Raw genomic sequence first — 16766 nt, 5'->3', positions numbered from 1 at the left:
TGGCCCGGCTCCAGCTGGGGCAGCCACATGCCGGTCTCGGCGTGCAGCTCGGCGGTGGCCTCCTCGTTCAGGAAGACCTGGCCCCGGGAGGCGATGCGCCGCTTCAGCGGATGCAGCGCCTTCTCGATCTCCCGTGAGCGGTCGAGCGCGAAGCCGTTCCCGAGGCTCATGAGGAGCGAGTCCACATGGCCGCCGGGATCCGGGTCCGGTGCCGAGGGCCCGGTCAAGGGTGCGGGCTGCTCTACGGGTTCCTCCGTGAGCTCCGGCACGGGGGCGTCCAGGTCCTCGGGGCGCGGGCGTTCCGCCTCGGGCGCTTCGGGCAGCTCGACCGGCGGGCCCGGCCGTGGCCTGCCGCGCTGGGCGTCCTTCAGCCGCAGCCAGCGCTGCGCGGCGAGCCACAGGACCTCGCCCGCCTCGTACCAGTGCGGCTGTGGGGACGCCTCGGCCAGCGATGCGGCACCCGGCCCGATACCGTCACCCGCCACGCCGCCGTGGGAGGGCGACCGGTTCATCCAGTGCCGACCTCGTCGAGCCGTCGCCACAGCGCGTGCAACAGCGTGCTCATGGACCCCTGGTCGGGGCCCGCAGGCGTGGTGCGCAGGAACTCCGAGTTGAGGAGCTGGTCCGCGGCGAGCGAGCCGCCGGTCCTCGCGTGGCTGAGGAAGTCGCGGATCATCGCCGTGCGTCCCTCGTCGTCCTGCGAGAGCTGCGCCGCCAGCATGGCCGCGAGCTGGCCCGCGTCGGGCGCGGGGAGATCGAGGTAGAGGCAGCGGCGCAGCAGCGCGGGCGGCAGCGTGCGCTCGCCGTTGCTCGTGATCACGACGACGGGGAACGCGGCGCAGCGCACCGCTCCGTGGTGGATGACCGCCGTGCCGTCCGGGTCGTCCGTGTGCACCTCGGCGTCGGGGAGCCTGGAGCGCACGCGGGCCAGCTCGGGGATGCGGAACTCGCCCTCTTCGAAGACGCTCAGCAGGTCGCCCGCGAGGTCCGTGTCGGACTTGTCGAACTCGTCGACGAGCAGGACGCGCGGGGTCTTGCGGGGCAGCAATGCCGTTCCCAGCGGACCCAGCTGGACGTAGTCGCCCAGGTTGGTCAGGCCGTCCGGGTCGGGTGCCGGATCGCCGGCGGCGCCGGGTTCGGAGCCGCGCAGGGCGCCGCGGGTGGCCGCTTCCTGCACTCTGCCGATGGCGTCGTAGGCGTAGAGGCCATCTTTGAGGGTGCTGCGGCTGGTGATCGACCAGCGCAGGACGCGGCCGAGGGAGAGTTCGCGGCTGATGCAGTGGGCGAGGCTCGACTTCCCGATGCCGGGAGGGCCCGCGACGATCAGCGGCCTGCGCAGGAACAGCGCGGCATTGACGAGATCGAGTTCCTGCTCGGACGCCTTGCGGACGACGGGGCCGTCCGGCGGGCCGAGGCGGCGGGTGAACTCGTCCTCGTCGCCCGGGGGCGGATCGGAGATCAGGGGTGCGCCGGTGAAGCGGCGCCAGGGCGGGGGCGGCGGTAACTCGCGGGACACGGGCTCCTTGCCGCGGGGCCTCGCCGTGCCTCGGTAGATGCGCCATGCGCCGGGGTCGGCCGCGGCGCCGTCGGTCTGTGCCGGAACGTGCGGATCCCTGTCGGCCATCGACCGTTCCCCCTCACCCTGGTTCGTGCCCGGTCGGTGCACGTCCGTACTCCCCAACCGCCGTAGCCCGAACACCTGGTTGGGCTGGAAGTCTTCAACTTGCTGATTCCGGTACTTCGGGAAGGCGGCTCGGATCGTCCCACAGCACAGCGATACGAGAGTCGATGGAACCCTCCGGCCCATCGTCGCGTGTTCCGGGAGAGAAGCGCAAGCGCGTGACCGTCTCCAACAAGTCGTCCCAGGCACCCGTTTCGGCGAGCCTGTGGAGTTCCGCGTGCTCGGTGTCGTCGAGGGGTCCCTGGTGAGCCCAGAGCAGCACCGGCAGGCCCGCCTGGAGGCCGAGCGTCAGCTCGCTGAGCCCGTGTTCCGAGTCGGGTGACGACCCCAGAGTCATCAGCACAATGGCCTGATTGTGCTTCAACTTGGCGTAGAGAGCCTGCTGTTGGGACCCGGCGCCGGTTTCGCACCGGTGCACGCGCCCCGCACCCCCGCTCCTCAGCACCTCCCAGCGCGCGTTCCACACCCGGTGGACCTGGCGTGCCTCCATCCGCTCCAGGCTGCGTATGACGACCTTGTAGTCCATGCCCAGCGGAGGGCGGTACGGGGCCGACATGCCGAGGCCGGGCTGCCGCGGCCCGAAGGGGGTCGGCCGGGTCCAGTCCTCCACCGGTGTGTTCGCCATCGCCAGGGAGAGGATGAACTCCACGACGATGCCGCCGTGGTGGTTGCGCAGCCGCTCTTCCTCCCGGTCGACGAGGGTGGCGACCCAGTCGGGCACCTCCGTCAGGCGCAGCTCCCGGTCGTCCCGCTGGCGCGGCTCCCACGCGTTGCCGGTACTCGTCCAGCAGGTGAGTGCGACACGGTCGGGTGACTCGGTCAACGGCTGGAGCCGGATCACCAGGAAGGCTTCATGGCCGTGGTCTCTTCGCCAGCTCCCGGTGGAGGTGCGGACGGCGTCGAGCATGCGCTGCCCCTCGGGTCCCGCGTCGGCGAGGGAGCGGATGTGGCGGCTGAGCCAGACCCTGAGCGGGTCGCCGCGCTCCGGGCCGACCAGATAGGCCAGCTCGTGCAGGAAGCGCACGCTCCTCGGTATCCCGTCCGAGGGAACGTTGCACTGCTCCAGGAGCTCGTACGCCTCGCGTGCCGTGCGGGTCGTCCTCGGCAGCGGCCCGAAGCTGTCCCCGGCCACATGACGGAACAGGTCGGCGAGGTCCGGCACGGAGCCGCGGTCCAGGCCGCTCAGGAGCGGGTCGAGCGCGGCCCGCTGCGCCGGGTCGCCGGCCGGCGGCAGCGGCGACTCCACGAGGGCGGACGCCTGGAGCGAGGCCAGATCGTCGTCCGCCAGATAGCGGACGGCCTCCACCAGCCGCAGCCAGCCCTGGGGCACCGCGCCGAACACCCGCACCATTTCGACGATGTGCGGCTTCTTGTCGCCGAACTCGGTCACGGACAGGCGCTGTCCGAGCCGGTGCAGCGCCCGGTCCACGCACATCCGGCGGCTGCGCCGGTCCTCCATGACGGACACCCGCATCAGCGCCTCCACGAGCTGCTCTTCGCTCGCGGGAAAGGCCGGGTACGGGGACGGGCGCTCAGGCATGGCCGTCTCGGCGGTTGCGCCACCGGGTGGCATCCGCCGGATAGATGTCCGCAGTCGGTCGAGCCACTTCCACGTGTCCCCCTCACGCGTCCCGCGGCAGCGGTCGTACTGTCGCTGCCCGAGCCAGCAAGGGTATGACGAAGAGCCGCGTGTGGGTACGGTCGCAACCGTCCCATTTGGATCACGCGTTCATCGGGGTACCGCTCGGGACCCGGGTCTCAGGCGAGCTTCTTGAGGCGGTCGACCGCCTCTTCGAGCACCGGGATCCGCTTGCAGAACGCGAACCGTACGAAGGGGGCGCCCGCCTCGCGGTGGTCGTAGAACACCGCGTTCGGGATGGCGACGACACCCGCGCGTTCGGGCAGCGCGCGGCAGAACGCGAAGCCGTCGCTCTCGCCGAGCGGGCGGATGTCGGTGGTGACGAAGTACGTGCCCGCGGGCCGGAAGACCTCGAAGCCGGCCGCCGCGAGACCGTCCGCGAGGAGGTCGCGCCTGGCGCTCATGTCGGCGCGGAAGGCGTCGTAGTACGAGTCGGGCAGGGCGAGTGCCTCGGCGACCGCGTACTGGAAGGGGCCGGACGCGACGTAGGTGAGGAACTGCTTGGCCGAGCGGACCGCGGTGACCAGCTCGGGTGACGCGGTCACCCAGCCGACCTTCCAGCCCGTGAACGAGAAGGTCTTGCCGGCGGACCCGATGGTCACCGTGCGCTCGCGCATGCCGGGGAGCGTGGCGAGCGGGATGTGCCCGGCGTCGCCGAACGTCAGGTGCTCGTACACCTCGTCCGTGATCACCAGGAGGTCGCGTTCGACGGCGAGTGCCGCGATCGCGGTGAGTTCCTCGCGCGTGAGGACGGTGCCGGTGGGGTTGTGCGGGGTGTTGATCAGCAGGAGGCGGGTGCGGTCGGTGACCGCGGCGCGCAGCTCGTCCAGATCGAGCCGGAAGGCCCCACTGTCGGGGCGCAGGGTGACGGGGACGCGGGTGCCGCCCGCCAGCGCGATGCTGGCCGCGTACGAGTCGTAGTACGGCTCCAGCGCGACGACCTCGTCGCCGGGTTCGACCAGGGCGAGCAGCGAGGCGGCGATGGCCTCGGTGGCGCCGGCCGTGACGAGGACCTCGCGGTCCGGGTCGAAGGACAGGCCGTAGCGGTGCTCCTGGTGGGCGGCGATCGCGGTGCGCAGCTCGGGGACGCCGGGGCCCGGCGGGTACTGGTTGCCGCGGCCGTCGCGCAGCGCCCGTACGGCCGCCTCGCGGATCTCCTCGGGGCCGTCCGTGTCGGGGAAGCCCTGGCCGAGGTTGATCGAGCCGGTCGCCGTGGCCAGCGCGGACATCTCCGCGAAGATCGTGGTCCCGAACTCGGCGAGACGGCGGTTGAGCAGGGGGCGCGCGCTGGAGGTCATGGCCGCCATCCTGCGCCGAACCTCTGGAGTTCCTCAACTCTGCTTTGACGGGGCGCGGGTCCGGGAATCCCCGAGTCACGCCCGACGGGGGCGTTCTCGGGGGAATGAGAGGAAGGTGAGGGCCGTGATCATCGGAGCCATCATCTTTGGACTTGTGATCGTGGGCATCGTCGTGGCCGTGTCGTCCGCGGGCGGCTCGGGCAAGGCACGGAGCGGGAAGACGTCACTGAGCAAGGGTCGTTCGGGCCGCTCCAGCAGCAGCTGGTGGGCCGGCGGCGGCGGTGCCGTGGGCGGGTCCTCCTGCTCGTCGGGCAGCTCCGGCGGACACCACGGGCACTCCTGCGGCGGCGGATCCTCGTGCGGGGGCGGAAGCTCCTGCGGAGGCGGGTCCTCCTGCGGCGGCGGGGGCGGGTGCGGCGGCGGAAGCTGACCGCGCCACCAGGACACGTACGGCCCACAGGGAGGCGGCTGACACGGGGCAGCCGGTCCGCGTGGGCCGTACGTATGCGGGGGACGGCGGGAGAAGCGTGTGACGGTCAGGGCGCCATATGCGTCTGGAATGGTCTGTTGCGCGGGAACGGTACGCAAGTTGCCCGGAGAAGTTGAACAGTTGAGCTGTGGGGTCCCCGAAGGGGATGGAAACCCGGCGAAGTTGGGTAAAAACGCTGTGGCGGCGCCACCGTTCATGATTCCCTCTTAACCGTCAAAGCGGCCCTCGTACGTTCTCGTGGGCACGTGCCGGCCCTCCCCCCTCAGCGCCGGCCTCACCTCCTTTTGCGTGTTAGCGGAGCCGACCCATGCTCACGACCCTGAACACCGCCTACACCGACACTCGCGCGGACGACCTGGCCTGGGCTCTCGGCCGCGAACCGCTGCCCGCGCTCGCCACGCTCGACCTCGAACTCGCCGGTGCCAAGCTCCAGCTGAGGCTCCTCGGTGCCTCGCACCAGGTACTCCTGGAGGAGGAGCAGGGCAGCTGCTCCGAGACCGTCGCCTGTATCCCGGGCAGCAGCACCCCGCTGCCGCTCGGCGTCGCCAAGCGCATGGGCGACTGGGAGTACGAATTCGCGGCACACGTCGAAACCCTCTCCGAGGGCTCGTTCGCGGGCCGCGCACAGGAACTCATCGCGCTGGTGTCCGACCATCCCAACGGTCTCGCCGGGGTGTTCCCCGGCAGCCCGCACGCCTTCACCGCACTGCTCGCCCACCGGCAGGAGGGGCAGGTGCGCTGGCGCACCTGGCACGCCTATCCGCAGGAGGGTCAACTTGTCGTCACCCGGACCCGGGTGGGCGTGCGGACCCCGGCCGCGATGCTGTGACGCCATGGGCCGCAACCTATGCGCGCACGGGCCCACTTCCACACGTGTGGGTGACTGGACGGAGTTGCGCGGTGACGTAGCGTTCGCAACGTGATCGAGCCGCGCACCCCCCTCCCGCCCGGCGTCCCGCGCGCCCGGAGCGGGGAGGGCAGGGCACCCCTTCCCGTGGCCCCTCTCCCCGTGAAGCAGGCGACGGGGCGGTTCCTCGTGCTCGCGGGCGTCTTCCTCTGCGCGGCCTGCGGACTCGTGTACGAACTCGAACTGGTCGCGCTCGCCTCGTACCTGATCGGCGACTCGGTCACCCAGGCGTCCGTCGTCCTGTCCGTGATGGTCTTCGCCATGGGCATCGGCTCGCTCGGGGCCAAGCGGCTGCGGCTGCGGGCCGCCGCCGGGTTCGGCGCGGTCGAGGCCGCCCTCGCGCTGGTCGGCGGGTGCAGCGCGATGGCGCTGTACGCGGCGTTCGCCTGGACCGGCGACTGGGGCGGATCCTGGGCGGGCGGCTCGCGCTACCTCGTCGTCGGGTTCTCCCTCGCCATCGGCGTGCTCATCGGCGCCGAAGTCCCCCTCCTGATGGTGCTCATCCAGCGGATCAGACGGCAGGACCCCGGCGGCGCCGTCGCCGACCTGTTCGCCGCCGACTATGTGGGCGCGCTCGTCGGCGGGCTCGCCTTCCCCTTCCTGCTGCTGCCGATGCTCGGGCAGCTGACGGGCGCGCTGCTGACCGGCGCGGTCAACGCGCTCGCAGGCGGCGCCCTCGTGCTCGGCCTGTTCCGCAGGGACCTCACGCGCCGCGGCCGCTGGACGCTCCTCGTGGCGAACGTCGTCGTGCTCGGCCTGCTCGCCTGTGCCGCGGCCCACGTCGACGACTTCGAGCGGGCCGCCCGGGAGGCCATGTACGGCAAGGACGTACGGGTCGCCGTCCAGACCGGCGTACAGGAGATCGTCCTCACCGGGGGGAAGCACGAGCCGCTCAACCTGTACCTCGACGGGCGCCTGCGGGTCAGCGGCCATGACGAGCAGCGCTACCACGAGGCCCTGGTGCGGCCCGCGATGGCCGGACCGCACGCGCGCGTGCTCATCCTCGGCGGCGGTGACGGCCTCGCCGCCCGCGAGGTCCTGCGCTTCCCCGGGGTGCGGCACGTGGACATCGTCGAGATCGACCCGGGCGTCGTCCGCCTCGCGAGAAACGATCCGCCGCTCAGCGCGCTCAACGGGCACGTCTACGAGGATCCGCGCGTGCGGGCCGTGACCGCGGACGCCTTCCGCTGGCTGCGCGACCCGCACACCCCGTACGACGTGGTGATCTCCGATCTGCCCGACCCCGGGATCACGGCCGCCACGAAGCTGTACTCGCAGGAGTTCTACGGCCTGGCGGCGCAGGTCCTCGCCCCGGACGGGCGGCTCGCCGTGCACGCCGGGTCGCTGTCGTCGCGGCCCCGCGTGTTCTGGACGGTCGACACGACGCTGCGCGCGGCGGGCCTGCGGACGGTGCCGTACTGGGTGGGCGCGGGCGAACCGCCGGCCCCGGCCGGGCGGCGGCACGGGGCGTGGGACCGGCTCACCGGGATCGCCGACGGGCCCGACCGGACCCTCGACGGGACGCGGGCGCCGAGCGACTGGGGGTTCGTGCTCGCGGGCCCCCGGCCGCTGCCGCAGGGGGCGGTGCCGCGCGAGCGGGTGCGGGCCGCGGAGCGTTCGAGGATCACCGGACTCGTTCCGTCGACCTTGGTGCATCCGCGGTACGCCGACTGAGTACGGGCCGAACGCGGGACGCGTGGGGCCGGGCGTGGGTAGGCTCGGGCGGCATGGAGCATGAGGTGTTCGTTCCGGTTCCGGCGGAGTCGTTGAGGGGCGCGCTGGCGGCCCCCGAGTTGGTGGCGAGGGCGGTGCCCGGACTTCAGCGGGAGGCCTCCGGCGACGGCGGCCGGCTGAAGCTCCGCATCGGTGGCCACACCATCACCTACCGTGGCTCCCTGCGCGTCACCGAGACGGAGACCGGGGCGTTCGCGGTCGAGGGCGACGGCACCGAGGCACGGGGGACCGGCTCCGTGAAGTTCGCGGTGACGGTACGGGTCGCGGCGGTGTCCGGCGGCTCGAAGGTCATGTTCGTGGCGTCGGGCAGCGGGGACGGCCGGGTCGCCGAACTCCCCGACGACGCCGTGCAGTCCGCGGTCCGCCGCCTCCTGACCCGCTTCGCGGAGGCACTCGGCACGGCGGCGGAGCCGGGGACGGACCCGGGGGCGGAGGACGTGACCCGTACCTCGGACACCGAGGACAGCGAGGACGCGGAGGACGCCACCGACGACTCCCACACCTCCGTCTTCGAGACCGAGATCCCGCCACCCTCGCTCGCCCCCTTCGCGGGGCCGGAACCCGGAGCCGACGCGGCCGGCGAAGACGCCGGGTTCGACGCCGACGTGCCGCCCGCCGAGGCCGCCCACGCCCGCCGCACCATGATCGGCCGCAGCGCCGAGGAGGTCGACCACGCGCCGCCGCGCGGCCGCTACGCCCCGGTGCCCGCGCCCGAGTCCACGGCGGCCACCGCCACGCTGCGCTGGGCCGCGCCCGCCGCCGCCGTCGTGGTCGCGTCCGCGATCGTCGTCGGCCGGGTACTGCGGCGCCGGCGCTGATCGAAAAGTAAGGTCGGCCCGTGACTACCCAGGAAACGACGCTGACCGCGGGTGACGCGGAAGTGACCGTGCAGCCGGGCAACGGCTGCCGCGTGAGCAGCCTGCGTATCGGCGGCACCGAACTCCTCCGGCAGGGGGAGCGGTACGGCTGCTTCCCGATGGTGCCGTGGTGCGGCCGCGTCAGGGACGGCAGGTTCCGGGACGGCGGGCAGATGTACCAGATGCCCCTGAACTCGCCGCCGCACGCCATCCACGGCTTCGCCCGCGACGCCGAGTGGACGACCGCCCGCGCGAGCGCCGACGAGGCCGTCTTCACGTACGACCTCGCCGAGCCCTGGCCCTGGCCCGGCCGGGTCACCCAGATGGTGCGCCTCACCGAGGACTCGCTCACGCTGACGCTCGGCATCGAGACGTACGGCGATTCGTTCCCCGCGCAGGCCGGCTGGCACCCCTGGTTCAACCGGGCCCTAGACGGCTCCACCGACGGCGTGCGCGTCGACTTCTCCCCGGCCTGGCAGGAGGAGCGTGGCGACGACCACCTCCCCACGGGCAAGCGGGTCGACCGCACGGACGGCCCCTGGGACGACTGTTTCGGGATGCCCGACGGCGTCGACGTGACCCTGTCCTGGCCGCAGCGGCTCGAGGTCAAGGTCGCGAGCCGGGAGCAGTGGGTCGTGGTCTACGACGAGCAGGAGGCGGCCGTGTGCGTGGAGCCGCAGACCGGCCCGCCGGACGGCCTGAACACGCTGCCGCGCCTCGTCACCCCGGTGGACCCCCTGGAGGCGACGACCACCTGGACGTGGCGAGCGCTCTGAGCCGGAGCCTTAAGCTCGTAGCCATGACGAACGACGTGCGTGACGCGCTTCTCCAGCAGATCAAGGACAAGGCCGTGGTGCACGGCAAGGTGACGCTCTCCTCCGGTCTGGAGGCGGACTACTACATCGACCTGCGCCGCATCACCCTCGACGGCGAGGCCGCCCCGCTGGTCGGCCAGGTGCTCCTCGACCTGACCGCCGACCTCGACTTCGACGCCGTGGGCGGCCTGACGATGGGCGCCGACCCGGTCGCCGGCGCCATGCTGCACGCGGCCGCCGCCCGGGGCGAGCGCCTCGACGCGTTCGTGGTCCGCAAGGCCGCCAAGGCGCACGGCATGCAGCGCCGCGTCGAGGGCCCGGACATCAAGGGCCGTCGCGTCCTCGTCGTCGAGGACACGTCCACCACCGGCGGCTCCCCGCTCGCCGCCGTGGAGGCCGTGCGCGAGGCCGGTGCCGAGGTCGTCGGCGTCGCCACGATCGTGGACCGCGCCACCGGCGCCGCCGAGAAGATCACCGAGGGCGCCGGGGTCCCGTACCTGTTCGCGTTCGGCAAGGACGAGCTGGGCCTCGACTGAGGCCGGTCGATAACAGGCCGGACCCAGTAGGCGACCAGGGCTGGAGCTGTCCGGCAAGTCTGGAAAGATGGGGGCGACGATGACGTCGCCATCCGGGGCCGATCCAGACGAGAGGCCCCAGGTCAGGGTCTGACAGCACACACCCGCACATCCCAAGGAGCGGACACATGCCCATCGCAACCCCCGAGGTCTACGCCGAGATGCTGGACCGGGCGAAGGCCGGCAAGTTCGCCTACCCGGCCATCAACGTGACCTCCTCGCAGACCCTGAACGCTGCGCTGCGCGGCTTCGCGGAGGCCGAGAGCGACGGCATCATCCAGATCTCCACCGGTGGTGCGGAGTTCCTGGGCGGCCAGTACAACAAGGACATGGTGACGGGCGCCGTGGCCCTCGCCGAGTACGCGCACATCATCGCCGAGAAGTACGACGTCACCGTCGCGCTGCACACCGACCACTGCCCCAAGGGCAAGCTGGACGGCTATGTGCGCCCGCTGCTCGACATCTCCGCCGAGCGCGTCAAGGCCGGCCGCAACCCGCTGTTCCAGTCCCACATGTGGGACGGCTCCGCGGAGACCCTCGCCGACAACCTGGCCATCGGCCAGGAGCTGCTCGCGAAGGCCGCCGCCGCGAAGATCATCCTCGAGGTCGAGATCACCCCGACCGGTGGCGAGGAGGACGGCGTCAGCCACGAGATCAACGACGAGCTGTACACGACCGTCGACGACGCGATCCGCACCGCCGAGGCCCTGGGCCTGGGCGAGAAGGGCCGCTACCTGCTCGCCGCGTCCTTCGGCAACGTGCACGGCGTGTACAAGCCGGGCAACGTCGTCCTGCGTCCGGAGCTCCTCAAGGACCTCCAGGAGGGCGTCGGCGCCAAGTACGGCAAGGCCGGGTCGCAGCCGTTCGACTTCGTCTTCCACGGCGGCTCCGGCTCCACCGAGCAGGAGATCGCGACGGCGCTGGAGAACGGCGTCGTGAAGATGAACCTCGACACCGACACCCAGTACGCCTTCACACGTCCGGTCGCGGACCACATGTTCCGCAACTACGACGGCGTCCTGAAGGTCGACGGCGAGGTCGGCGTGAAGTCGCAGTACGACCCGCGCACCTGGGGCAAGTCCGCCGAGGCGGGCATGGCCAAGCGCGTCTCCGAGGCCTGCGCGAACCTGCGCTCCACGGGCACGAAGCTCAAGTAGGCATTCGCGTACGACGTCGGGGCCCGGCACTCCTCTTCCTGGGGTGCCGGGCCTCCGGCGTTCCCGGAGGGAGATGACTGTGCGCTACGACTTCGACACCCCGGTCGACCGGCGCGGCACGTGGTGCGTCCAGTGGGACGGGGTCGCGGACCGGTTCGCGGTGCCCGATCTGCTGCCGTTCACCATTTCCGACATGGACTTCGCGTGCGCCCCCGAGGTCCTCGCGGCGCTCGGGTCCCGGCTCGCGCACGGCGTGTTCGGGTACACGGACTGGCGGCACGACGACTTCCGTGGCGCCGTGCGCGACTGGTTCGCGACCCGGTACGGCACCGAGGTCGACGTGGACGGGCTCGTGTACGCCCCGTCCGTGCTCAATCAGATGGCCCAGCTCCTGCGCATGTGGACGCGCCCCGGCGACGGCGTCGTCGTGCACACCCCCACGTACGACGGCTTCCGCAAGGCGGTCACCGGGCTCGGCCGCGAGATGCGCACCGCCGGTGTCGACGACTGGGCGGGTCTGGAGCGGGAGCTGGCGCGGCCCGACAGCCGGGTCCTGATCCTGTGCTCGCCGCACAACCCCACGGGCAAGGTGTGGACGGACGCGGAGCTGATCCGGATCGCGGACCTCGCCCGGCGCCACGGAGTCGCCGTCATCAGCGACGAGATCCACGCCGACCTCACGCACACCGGCCACGTCCACCGCCCGTGGACGCCGTACGGCGAGGGCCTGCGCTGGGCGCTCGTCACCTCTGCCACCAAGGCCTTCAACTTCCCTGCCCTGAGCGGGAGTTACGGCTTCGTCGGCGATCCGGACGACCATGCCGAGTTCGTGCGGCGCATGGACACCGCCGAGGGCCTCGCCTCGCCGGCCGTCCTGTCGCTGACCGCGCACATCGCCGCGTACCGCGAGGGCGGGGCGTGGCTGGACGGCGTACGGGAGTACACGCACGGGAACCTGGCGATGCTCGCGGAGCGGCTGGACGCCGCGTTCCCCGGGCTCGGGTGGCGGCCGCCGCAGGCCGGCTATCTCGCCTGGATCGATCTGCGTCCCCTCGGCGTCGACGACGACGCGCTCCAGCGGGAGCTCGTCGAGCGGGAGCGCGTGGCGATCATGCCGGGCGCCACCTATGGGGCACCCGGATTCGTCCGCCTGAACGTCGGCTGCCCGCGCGCCAAGGCCGAGGCGGGCGCGGACGCGCTGGTGCGGGCGCTGGGCAGGCTCGCGATCACCGGCATGGAACGCACCGCCGGTCATGGCGCAGACTGGAACCCATGAGCCTTCACGAGAACCTTCTCGGGGGACCGCCCCCGACCGAGCTGCCCGACGACCCGGAGCCGCGCGAGCTGCTCGCGAGCGGTACGGCGCCCGCCGATGTCGCCGCGAAGTACCCGACCTCCTCCCTCGCCTGGGCGCGTCTCGCCGACGAGGCGTACGAGCGCGGCAGCGTCGTCGAGTCGTACGCGTACGCCCGCACCGGCTACCACCGCGGCCTGGACTCCCTGCGCCGCGCGGGCTGGAAGGGCCACGGCCCGGTGCCGTGGGAGCACGAGCCGAACCGCGGCTTCCTGCGTGCCCTGCACGCCCTCGCGCGCGCCGCGCAGTCCATCGGCGAGCAGGCGGAGTACGAGCGCTGCGCGCAGTTCCTCAAGGACTCCTCGCCCGCCGCGGCCCAGACCCTGGGCTAGATTCCCGCACTTTCTCCAGGCCCGCCCGTGACGATGTGACCGGGCGGGCCTTGCCGTTTCGGGGGACGATTGCGGAGGATGCCCGTGGGGACCGGGGCCCCCGTGCCGGAATTCGGCAGGGGCGGACCGCTACCCGGAGTACGTTCAAGGAGACAGCGATGTCCCACGAGGCTCACGAGTCGAACGAGCCAGAGACGCCGTATCTCGACTTTGCGGGGACCACGCCTTACGAGGACTATGTCCAGGCCGACGTCCTCACCCACCTCCAGCACACCCGCTCCGACGACCCCGGAGAGATGGTCTTCCTGGTCACGACCCAGGTGATGGAGCTGTGGTTCACGGTCATCGTCCACGAGTGGGAGACCGCATCGCGGGCCCTGCGCGGCGACGACGTGCCGACCGCGGTGGCCGCCCTGAAGCGCTCCGTGCGCGAGCTGGACGCGCTGAACGCGTCGTGGCGCCCGCTCGGCCAGCTGACCCCCGCGCAGTTCAACTCCTACCGGGCCGCTCTCGGCGAGGGCTCCGGCTTCCAGTCGGCGATGTACCGGCGCATGGAGTTCCTGCTCGGCGAGAAGTCCGCCTCCATGCTCGTCCCGCACCGGGGCGCGCCGCGCGTGTACGCGGAGCTGGAGAAGGCGCTGGAGGAGCCGAGCCTGTACGACGAGGTGCTGCGGCTGCTCGCCCGCCGCGGCCACGCCGTCCCCGAGGCCGTGCTCAAGCGGGACGTGGCACAGAAGTACGTGCCGTCCCCCGAGGTCGAGGCCGTGTGGACCGCGCTGTACGCCGGTGACGAGGGCGACGAGCTCGCCCGCCTCGGCGAGGCCCTCACCGACGTCGCCGAGCTGGTGTGGCGATGGCGCAACGACCATCTGGTGGCGACCCGCAGGGCGATGGGCGCCAAGACGGGCACGGGCGGCTCCGCGGGCGTGGCCTGGCTGGAGAAGCGCGCGCAGAAGAACGTGTTCCCCGAGCTGTGGACAGCGAGGTCCCATGTCTGACGTGACCGCCTCCGACGTGACCGCCCTGGCCGGTAAGGCCCTGGAGCTGGACGCCGCCGACGAGCTGGGCAAGCTGCGCGAGCGGTTCGTCCTGGACGACGCCGGCGACACCGTGTACCTCGACGGCAACTCGCTCGGCGCGCTCCCCGCGCATGTGCCGGGGCGCGTCGAGGACGTCGTGCGCCGGCAGTGGGGCGAGCTGCGCATCCGTTCCTGGACCGAGTCGGGCTGGTGGACGGCGCCCGAGCGGATCGGCGACCGGATCGCGCCCCTCGTCGGTGCCGCCGAGGGGCAGATCGTCGTCGGCGACTCGACCAGCGTCAATGTGTTCAAGGCGCTGGTGGGCGCGGTGCGGTTGGCCGGTGAGGGGCGCGACGAGATCCTCGTCGACGCGACGACGTTCCCCACCGACGGGTACATCGCCGAGTCCGCCGCCCGGATGACGGGCTGCACGCTGCGTCCGCTGACCCCCGCGGAGGTCCCGGGCGCGCTCGGCGACCGTACGGCCGCGGTGCTCCTCAACCACGTCGACTACCGCACGGGCCGCCTGCACGACCTGCCCGCGCTGACCGCCGCGGTGCGCCGCGCGGGCGCCGTGTCCGTCTGGGACCTGTGCCACAGCGCGGGCGCCCTGCCGGTCGGGCTCGACGAGCACGGGGTCGACCTCGCGATCGGCTGCACCTACAAGTACCTGAACGGCGGCCCCGGTTCACCCGCGTACCTGTATGTGCGCAGTGATCTCCAGAGCCGCTTCGACTCGCCGCTGCCGGGGTGGAACTCGCACGCCGAGCCGTTCGGGATGCGGCCCTCCTACGAGGCCGGGGACGGGGCGGTGCGGGGCAGGGTCGGCACTCCCGACATCCTGTCCATGCTCGCCCTGGAGGCGGCGCTCGACGTCTGGGACGGGGTGCCGGTCGACGCGGTGCGCGCCAAGTCGCTCGCGCTGACGGACTTCTTCCTGGAGTGCGTCGAGGCGTATGTGCCCGCGGGGCGGGTCGAGTCGGTGACGCCGTCGGCGCACGCCGAGCGCGGCAGCCAGGTGGCGCTGCGCGCCGACGACGCCGGGGCCGTCATGGGGCGGCTGATCTCCGCGGGTGTCGTCGGCGACTACCGCGCCCCTGACGTGCTGCGGTTCGGCTTCACCCCGCTGTACCTCGGGTTCGCCGAGGTGGAGCGGGCCGCGCGGGTCCTCGCGGATCAGCTGGCGGCCGCGGCGGTGTAGGGACGCCTCAGGCGGTGTAGACGCCCGCTTCCGCCGCCGCGACGGCGGCGTCGGCGGCCTGGTCCGCGTCGGCTTCGGTCGGCGCGGATCCGGCCGTCAGGAGCTGGTAGTAGAGGGGTGCGGACACGGCGCGTACGACGGCGGCCGGGTCCGTGCCGGGCCTCAACTCGCCGCGCTGCACGGCCTGTTCCACGCACGGCGCCCACTCGGCGACCCGCACCTCGTAGAAGCGGCGCAGGGCCGCCGACGTCCTGTCGTCGCAGGTGGCGGCGGCGATGACGGCTCGGAACAGGGCGCCCTGGCGGGGGTCGGCCAGCGTGCGCCGCACCAGGCGGGCGTTGGCCCGCAGGTCGCCGCGCAGGGTGCCGGTGTCGGTGCGCGGCAGCGACTGCTCGGCCATGTCGGCGAGGAGATCGGCGACGAGCCCCGTGACCGAGCCCCAGCGCCGGTACACCGTCGTCTTGCCGACCTCCGCGCGCCGCGCGACGTCCGCCAGGTCGAGATGGGCGAAGCCCTGTTCGGCGAGCACGTCACCGGCGGCGTCGAGGACGGCGGTGCGGACCCGTGCCGTGCGCCCACCGGGACGGACGGTGCCGGGCTCCGCCTGCACGGTGCCGGGGGCCGACGAGGCGGTCCCGGGCTCTGCTTGTTCGGGCATACGGTCAGGGTAACGGCACAAGGGAACCGTTTATCCGGTTACGGTGTGTGTCCGCCCACGTCACCGGCCTGGTAGCGTCCGCATACTTTCCAATTCCGCCGTGACGCTGAGAGGTTGGAGCATGCCGGACGACGCCGCCGCCCGCGACGAGGCCGAAGAGGCATCGGCCTTCTCGCACCCAGTGGTCCCGCCCGACGTCACCGCCGCGTACGGGGATCACCCGGACCAGGTCGTCGACTTCTACGCGCCCCGTGACGGCGCGGATTCCGCGCCCCTGGTGGTGGTCCTGCACGGCGGTGCGTGGCGCGCCCCCTACGACCGGCAGCACCTCACGCCGTTCGCCGACTTCCTGGCACGGCGCGGTTTCGCGGTCGCCAACATCGAGTACCGGCGCGGGAGTTCACTGCCCCAGCAGGGCGGCACGGGTCCGGTGGCGGGGCGCTGGCCCGAGACGTTCGACGACATCGCCGCCGCCCTCGACGCCCTCCCCCGCCTCGTAAGGGAAGTGCTGCCGCAAGGTGACCCGCGGCGTACCGTCGTCGTGGGGCACTCCGCCGGAGGGCAGCTGGCCCTGTGGGCCGCCGCACGGCATCTGCTGCCCGAGGACGCGCCCTGGCACACCGCCGCCCCCGCACCGCTGCGCGGCGTCGTCGCGCTCGCCCCGATCGCCGACTTCGTGACGGCCCGCGACCTCGACGTCTGCTCGGGCGCACCCGCCCAATTCCTGGGCGGCGAGGCCGTGTTCGAGGAGCGGCTGCCGTACGCGGACCCCGCCGCGCTGCTGCCCACGGGCATCGCGACGACGCTGGTGCAGGGGCGGGCGGACACGACGGTGCCCTACGCGGTCGCGGAGGCCTACGCGGACGCGGCGGCGAAGGCGGGCGAGGTCGTGGGGCTCACCCTCCTGGAGGACATCGGTCACTTCCCGCTGATCGACCCCGCCGCGGACGCGTGCGCCGTGGTGGCGGAGGAGATCGCCCAGCTGGCGTGGTGACGGCGCCCGGCCCTGGCGGGAGCATGTAGTACCTGCGACGGAGGGCCCAGGACCC

At 72.5% G+C, this 16766-nt stretch carries 15 protein-coding genes and 1 pseudogene; 11 read left to right on the top strand and 5 right to left on the bottom strand.

Features of this window, described 5'->3' with window-relative positions; translation table 11 throughout:
• The 4 genes and pseudogenes from ACWFR4_RS42580 to ACWFR4_RS42565 all read right to left on the bottom strand — a co-directional run.
• Window positions 1–512 (bottom strand): annotated as a pseudogene (locus tag ACWFR4_RS42580) (hypothetical protein); the annotation flags it as partial.
• Window positions 509–1624, bottom strand: a complete 1116-nt coding sequence (locus tag ACWFR4_RS42575) for an AAA family ATPase (protein WP_453462741.1) — start codon at window positions 1622–1624, stop codon at window positions 509–511. The pseudogene ACWFR4_RS42580 and the gene ACWFR4_RS42575, both read right to left, overlap by 4 nt.
• Window positions 1625–1718: 94 nt before the next feature.
• Window positions 1719–3221: a VMAP-C domain-containing protein gene (locus tag ACWFR4_RS42570; RefSeq protein ID WP_453462744.1), complete on the bottom strand. Its 1503-nt coding sequence runs from the start codon at window positions 3219–3221 to the stop codon at window positions 1719–1721.
• Between the two features lie 218 nt (window positions 3222–3439).
• Window positions 3440–4627, bottom strand: coding sequence for a pyridoxal phosphate-dependent aminotransferase (locus ACWFR4_RS42565; protein ID WP_453656860.1), 1188 nt, complete (start codon window positions 4625–4627; stop codon window positions 3440–3442).
• Between the two features lie 788 nt (window positions 4628–5415).
• Between ACWFR4_RS42565 and ACWFR4_RS42560 the strand changes: the two genes are divergently transcribed.
• From ACWFR4_RS42560 to kynU, 10 genes are all read left to right on the top strand, one after another.
• The gene (locus ACWFR4_RS42560) at window positions 5416–5937 is read left to right on the top strand and encodes a DUF2617 family protein (protein ID WP_376255647.1); all 522 of its coding nucleotides are present in this window, start codon (window positions 5416–5418) and stop codon (window positions 5935–5937) included.
• 90 nt (window positions 5938–6027) lie between these two features.
• Window positions 6028–7689, top strand: coding sequence for a polyamine aminopropyltransferase (locus ACWFR4_RS42555; RefSeq protein WP_453656859.1), 1662 nt, complete (start codon window positions 6028–6030; stop codon window positions 7687–7689).
• Between the two features lie 53 nt (window positions 7690–7742).
• A complete protein-coding gene (locus ACWFR4_RS42550) occupies window positions 7743–8567 on the top strand; it encodes an SRPBCC domain-containing protein (RefSeq protein ID WP_453656858.1) in 825 nt (274 codons plus the stop codon).
• Window positions 8568–8587: 20 nt separating this feature from the next.
• Window positions 8588–9382 (top strand): aldose epimerase family protein, encoded by a 795-nt coding sequence (locus ACWFR4_RS42545; protein WP_453656857.1) that lies wholly within the window; start codon window positions 8588–8590, stop codon window positions 9380–9382.
• 23 nt (window positions 9383–9405) lie between these two features.
• The gene (pyrE, locus tag ACWFR4_RS42540) at window positions 9406–9957 is read left to right on the top strand and encodes an orotate phosphoribosyltransferase (RefSeq protein ID WP_116511810.1); all 552 of its coding nucleotides are present in this window, start codon (window positions 9406–9408) and stop codon (window positions 9955–9957) included.
• 167 nt (window positions 9958–10124) lie between these two features.
• On the top strand, window positions 10125–11153 hold the full coding sequence (fbaA, locus tag ACWFR4_RS42535; RefSeq protein ID WP_375987306.1) for a class II fructose-bisphosphate aldolase: 1029 nt from the start codon (window positions 10125–10127) through the stop codon (window positions 11151–11153).
• A 73-nt stretch (window positions 11154–11226) separates the two neighbouring features.
• Window positions 11227–12429: a MalY/PatB family protein gene (locus tag ACWFR4_RS42530; RefSeq protein WP_453656856.1), complete on the top strand. Its 1203-nt coding sequence runs from the start codon at window positions 11227–11229 to the stop codon at window positions 12427–12429.
• Window positions 12426–12839, top strand: a complete 414-nt coding sequence (locus ACWFR4_RS42525; RefSeq protein ID WP_100596404.1) for a DUF3151 domain-containing protein — start codon at window positions 12426–12428, stop codon at window positions 12837–12839. Before ACWFR4_RS42530 ends, ACWFR4_RS42525 begins: the two co-directional genes overlap by 4 nt.
• Before the next feature lie 158 nt (window positions 12840–12997).
• Window positions 12998–13837 carry a tryptophan 2,3-dioxygenase family protein gene (locus ACWFR4_RS42520; protein WP_453462762.1) on the top strand — a complete coding sequence of 280 codons (840 nt, stop codon included), beginning with the start codon at window positions 12998–13000 and terminating at the stop codon, window positions 13835–13837.
• Window positions 13830–15059, top strand: coding sequence for a kynureninase (gene kynU / locus ACWFR4_RS42515; RefSeq protein WP_453462765.1), 1230 nt, complete (start codon window positions 13830–13832; stop codon window positions 15057–15059). Before ACWFR4_RS42520 ends, kynU begins: the two co-directional genes overlap by 8 nt.
• Window positions 15060–15066: 7 nt before the next feature.
• Here kynU and ACWFR4_RS42510 read toward each other — a convergent pair whose 3' ends face one another.
• Window positions 15067–15717, bottom strand: a complete 651-nt coding sequence (locus ACWFR4_RS42510; RefSeq protein WP_453656855.1) for a TetR/AcrR family transcriptional regulator — start codon at window positions 15715–15717, stop codon at window positions 15067–15069.
• 121 nt (window positions 15718–15838) lie between these two features.
• Between ACWFR4_RS42510 and ACWFR4_RS42505 the strand changes: the two genes are divergently transcribed.
• Window positions 15839–16711, top strand: a complete 873-nt coding sequence (locus ACWFR4_RS42505) for an alpha/beta hydrolase (protein ID WP_453462770.1) — start codon at window positions 15839–15841, stop codon at window positions 16709–16711.
• Window positions 16712–16766 lie beyond the last annotated feature (55 nt).

It is taken from the genome of Streptomyces sp. NPDC055140, from assembly GCF_053607285.1.
Note: the sequence above shows the minus strand (reverse complement) of the source record. Positions and strands in the feature narration are given on the sequence as shown.

Bases quoted from the DNA above. Each gene is read 5' to 3' on its own strand.
- ACWFR4_RS42530 (WP_453656856.1), top strand. From the start codon at position 11,227: ATGACTGTGCGCTACGACTTCGACACCCCGGTCGACCGGCGCGGCACG.
- ACWFR4_RS42570 (WP_453462744.1), bottom strand. From the start codon at position 3,221: ATGCCTGAGCGCCCGTCCCCGTACCCGGCCTTTCCCGCGAGCGAAGAG.
- ACWFR4_RS42520 (WP_453462762.1), top strand. From the start codon at position 12,998: ATGTCCCACGAGGCTCACGAGTCGAACGAGCCAGAGACGCCGTATCTC.
- ACWFR4_RS42560 (WP_376255647.1), top strand. From the start codon at position 5,416: ATGCTCACGACCCTGAACACCGCCTACACCGACACTCGCGCGGACGAC.
- ACWFR4_RS42510 (WP_453656855.1), bottom strand. From the start codon at position 15,717: ATGCCCGAACAAGCAGAGCCCGGGACCGCCTCGTCGGCCCCCGGCACC.
- ACWFR4_RS42525 (WP_100596404.1), top strand. From the start codon at position 12,426: ATGAGCCTTCACGAGAACCTTCTCGGGGGACCGCCCCCGACCGAGCTG.
- ACWFR4_RS42575 (WP_453462741.1), bottom strand. From the start codon at position 1,624: ATGGCCGACAGGGATCCGCACGTTCCGGCACAGACCGACGGCGCCGCG.
- ACWFR4_RS42550 (WP_453656858.1), top strand. From the start codon at position 7,743: ATGGAGCATGAGGTGTTCGTTCCGGTTCCGGCGGAGTCGTTGAGGGGC.
- ACWFR4_RS42565 (WP_453656860.1), bottom strand. From the start codon at position 4,627: ATGGCGGCCATGACCTCCAGCGCGCGCCCCCTGCTCAACCGCCGTCTC.
- ACWFR4_RS42505 (WP_453462770.1), top strand. From the start codon at position 15,839: ATGCCGGACGACGCCGCCGCCCGCGACGAGGCCGAAGAGGCATCGGCC.
- pyrE (WP_116511810.1), top strand. From the start codon at position 9,406: ATGACGAACGACGTGCGTGACGCGCTTCTCCAGCAGATCAAGGACAAG.
- fbaA (WP_375987306.1), top strand. From the start codon at position 10,125: ATGCCCATCGCAACCCCCGAGGTCTACGCCGAGATGCTGGACCGGGCG.
- kynU (WP_453462765.1), top strand. From the start codon at position 13,830: ATGTCTGACGTGACCGCCTCCGACGTGACCGCCCTGGCCGGTAAGGCC.